The sequence below is a fragment of the Frankia sp. AgKG'84/4 genome (genome assembly GCF_023242965.2).
GTDB lineage: Bacteria > Actinomycetota > Actinomycetes > Frankiales > Frankiaceae > Frankia.
This window is the reverse complement of the sequence record NZ_JALKFU020000530.1, coordinates 1-3,807: the sequence shown is the minus strand read 5'-3', so window position 1 is coordinate 3,807 and position 3,807 is coordinate 1. Positions and strand designations below refer to the sequence as shown.

4 protein-coding genes are annotated in these 3,807 nt (G+C 72.8%); all 4 read left to right on the top strand.

Annotated features, from left to right (window positions below; all coding sequences use genetic code 11):
• Window positions 1–249: AAA family ATPase (locus MXD58_RS22600; protein ID WP_518478623.1), on the top strand; the 249-nt coding region annotated here is incomplete at its 5' end.
• 234 nt (window positions 250–483) lie between these two features.
• Complete coding sequence (locus tag MXD58_RS22595) at window positions 484–981, top strand: DUF948 domain-containing protein (protein WP_248839741.1); 498 nt, start codon at window positions 484–486, stop codon at window positions 979–981.
• A complete protein-coding gene (locus MXD58_RS22590; RefSeq protein ID WP_248839740.1) occupies window positions 982–1,323 on the top strand; it encodes a hypothetical protein in 342 nt (113 codons plus the stop codon).
• Between the two features lie 109 nt (window positions 1,324–1,432).
• Window positions 1,433–3,807, top strand: a 2,375-nt coding sequence (gene alaS / locus MXD58_RS22585) for an alanine--tRNA ligase (RefSeq protein WP_250609876.1), incomplete at its 3' end; no start/stop codon positions are given.

Below are 3,807 nucleotides of genomic sequence, written 5' to 3'. Positions count from 1 at the left end.
GTGCCGCCGCACCTGCGCGACGCCCACTACCCGGGGGCGGCCAGGGCCGGCAGCGGGGCGGGCTACCAGTATCCGCACGACGCACCCGGCGGCGTGGTGCGCCAGCAGTACGCACCGCAGGGGCTCACCCGGGCCGACTACTACCTGCCGGGAACCAACGGTTTCGAGCGGCGGGCGTCCGAACGGCTCCGCGAGCTGCGGGAGACGGTGCGGGGCGGCCCGGGGGACCTCACGCAACGGGAGCCCTGAGCGCCGTCACCGTAAGCACTGTGGTGCCGGCGGTGACAGTCCCAGGTCGCGGGCTTGGACCCGGCCCGGTGGCGGGGGCTGCCCATGGCGGCGGCGGCATCCTCGGTAAGGTCACACCGGGCACGCCGTACGCAAGGCAACGGTCTGCGCGGCGTGCCGCGCCACGGCACAGCGGGCCGGATCGGGTGGGGTGGGGTGGGACCGACCCAATCGACGATGGAGGCAGGAGCACATATGTCCGGTGGAGCGGTCGCGGGTCTGATCGCGTCGGGCGCGTTCGCGGTGCTCGCCCTCTTCGGCTGTTTCGTCCTGCTCAAACTCGGCAAGATCTTCGACGAGGCGGCGGCGCGCGTGCGCCAGACCGGTATCGCCATCGACGAGGGAACCGCCCGGGTCCGGCAGGCCGGTACGACGGTCGACGAGGTCAACGTCGCGCTCGCGCATGTGAACAAGGAGCTCGACCGGGTCGACGCGATCACGGCGAACGTCCAGTCGATCACGACGAACGTGTCGTCGCTGGCGTCGCTGTTCTCGGCCACTCTCGGCGGGCCGGTCGTGCGGGTCGCTGCGTTCAGCTACGGCGTGCGCCAGGCGGTCGCCAAGCGCAGCCGCTCGGAGGTCGAGTCGCGGGTGAAGTCGCAGATCAAGACGGAGAAGGCGGCGCGGCGGGGGTCCGCGGACCCGGGCGACGCGCCGCTGGCCGCGGCGGGCGAACGCCGGGGAGGCCGGTAGATGTCCCGGATGTTCTACCTCGCCTTCGGGGCTGCGGCGGGGGTCGTCGTGGTGCGCCAGGCGGCAAGGGCCGCCGCGACGCTGACGCCCACGAGCCTCGCGGGGTCTTTCGTACAGTCGGTGCGGGAGTTCCTCGCGGATGTCCGTGAGGCGGCGGCCGAGCGGGAGGAGGAGATCCGTGGCGCACTCGGTCTCGACGACGACCCGGCCGAGGAGCCTCCCGCTGCCGTGGGCCCGGCCGGCGGCCCGCAGCGGGTCGCGGCGGTGGCCGGTGGCTACCCGGGTGAGCTCGACGATGGCGAACGGACGATGCGGCTGGTACCGGGTGCCCGGCGGGGCTGAGCGCCCCTCGGCACCGAGCGCGGCGGCAGCGGCCCGAGCAGCCGGGGCGGCGACGCCGCCCGCCCTCGGATGACGAACCCCCTCCCTCCAGTCTGGACGATGTGAACCGATGGACACCGCGCAGATCCGCACCCGCTTCCTCAACCATTTCGCCGGGCGTGGGCACACCGTCGTTCCCAGCGCGTCGCTGATCGCGCAGGATCCGACGCTGCTGCTGGTCAACGCCGGGATGGTGCCGTTCAAGCCGTACTTCCTCGGTGACCTGGCCGCGCCCTGGCCGCGGGCGACGAGCGTGCAGAAGGTCGTGCGGACCGTCGACATCGACAACGTCGGCCGCACGGCCAGGCACGCCTCGTTCTTCCAGATGTGCGGGAACTTCTCCTTCGGCGACTACTTCAAGGCCGAGGCGATCCCGTTCGCCTTCGAGCTGCTCGTCGACGGCTACGGGTTCAACCCGGACGACCTGTGGGCCACGGTCTACCTCGACGACGACGAGGCCGAGCGGATCTGGCAGAAGCTGCTGCCCGCGGAGCGCATCCAGCGCCGCGGCAAGGAGGACAACTACTGGTCGATGGGCGTGCCCGGCCCGTGCGGCCCGTGCAGCGAGATCTACTTCGACCGCGGGCCCGCGTTCGGGCGCGAGGGCGGCCCCGTCGCCGACGAGAACCGCTACCTCGAGGTCTGGAACCTCGTGTTCATGCAGTTCGAGCGCGGCGAGGGCGCCGGTTACGAGTTCCCGATCCTGCGCGAGCTGCCCTCGCGCAACATCGACACCGGCATGGGTCTCGAACGGATGGCCACGATCCTGCAGAGCGTCGACAACCTCTACGAGATCGACATCTCCCGCCCGGTGCTCGACACCGCCGGGCGGCTCACCGGCACCAGCTACGGAGCCGACGCGGGGGCCGACGTGCGGCTGCGGGTCATCGCCGACCACTCCCGCACCGCCGCGATGCTCATCTCCGACGGGGTGATGCCCTCCAACGAGGGCCGCGGCTACGTGCTGCGCCGGCTGCTGCGCCGTGCCGTGCGCGACGCCCGCCTGCTCGGCGCCCGCGAGCCGGTCATGGGCGAGCTGTTCGCCGCCGTCGGCCAGGCGATGGGCCCGATCTACCCCGAACTCGTCGACGACGCGGAGACGATCACCGGCGTCGCCGTCGCCGAGGAGGCGTCGTTCGCCGAGACGCTGCGCACCGGCACGACGATCTTCGACACCGCCGCCCGCCAGGTCCGGGCGGCCGGTTCGACGACGCTCGCCGGTGACGAGGCGTTCAAGCTGCACGACACCTACGGCTTCCCGATCGACCTGACGCTGGAGATGGCCGCCGAGGCGGGCCTGTCCGTCGACGAGGCGGGTTTCCGCCGCCTGATGGAGCGCCAGCGCCAGACCGCGAAGGCCGACCGGGCGTCGCGGCGCATCGGCAACCTCGACCTGTCCGCCTTCCGGCCGATCCTGGCCGCCGCCGGCCCGACGACGTTCACCGGCTACGAGGAGCTGACCCGCGAGTCCACCGTCGTCGGCCTCGTCGGGATCGCCGACGGCCTGGGCCGGATGACGGCCGGCGCCGGCGAGGAGGTCGGCGTCGTCCTCGACATCACCCCCTTCTACGCGGAGAGCGGCGGCCAGGAGGCCGACCTCGGCGTACTGCGCTTCGACGGCGGCGAGGTCGAGGTTCTCGACGTCCAGCGGCCCGTGCCGGAGCTGGTGCTGCACCGGGTCCGGGTGCGCGTCGGCGAGCTGAAGGTCGGCGACCAGGTGCACGCCGACGTCGACGCGGGCCGCCGGCGCGCGGTGTCGCGCTCGCACACCGCCACCCACCTCGTGCACGCGGCGTTCCGCCGGGCGCTGGGGGAGGGTGCCACCCAGGCCGGGTCGCTGAACTCGCCGGGCCGGCTGCGCTTCGACTTTCACACCGTCGGCGCGATACCGCCGTCGGTCCTCGCCGACGTCGAGGACGAGATCAACGAGGTGGCGCTGCGCGACCTGCCGGTGCGGGCGTTCGTGACCACGCAGGACGAGGCCCGCCGGCTCGGCGCGATGGCGCTGTTCGGCGAGAAGTACGGCGACGCGGTGCGGGTCGTCGACGTCGGCGATTACGCCCGCGAGCTCTGCGGTGGTACCCACGTCGGCAGTTCCGCCCAGCTCGGCGCGGTGAAGCTGCTGTCCGAGTCGTCGATCTCGGCGGGGACGCGCCGGGTCGAGGGGCTCGTCGGCATCGACGCGTTTCGCTTCCTGGCCCGTGAGCATCTGCTCGTCTCCGAGCTCGCGACCGCGATCAAGGCCCGCCCGGACGAGCTGGTCGACCGGGTCGGGGACATCGTCGGCCGGCTGCGCGACGCCGAGCGGGAGCTGGACCGGCTGCGCGCCGCCGCGGTGCTCGCCGGGCTGTCCGGGCTCCAGATGCACCGGGCTCATCACGCCGAGGAGCTCATCGGGCGCCTGCCGGATCCTTTGGTCGCCGGCGCGCTACAGCTCGCCCGCTT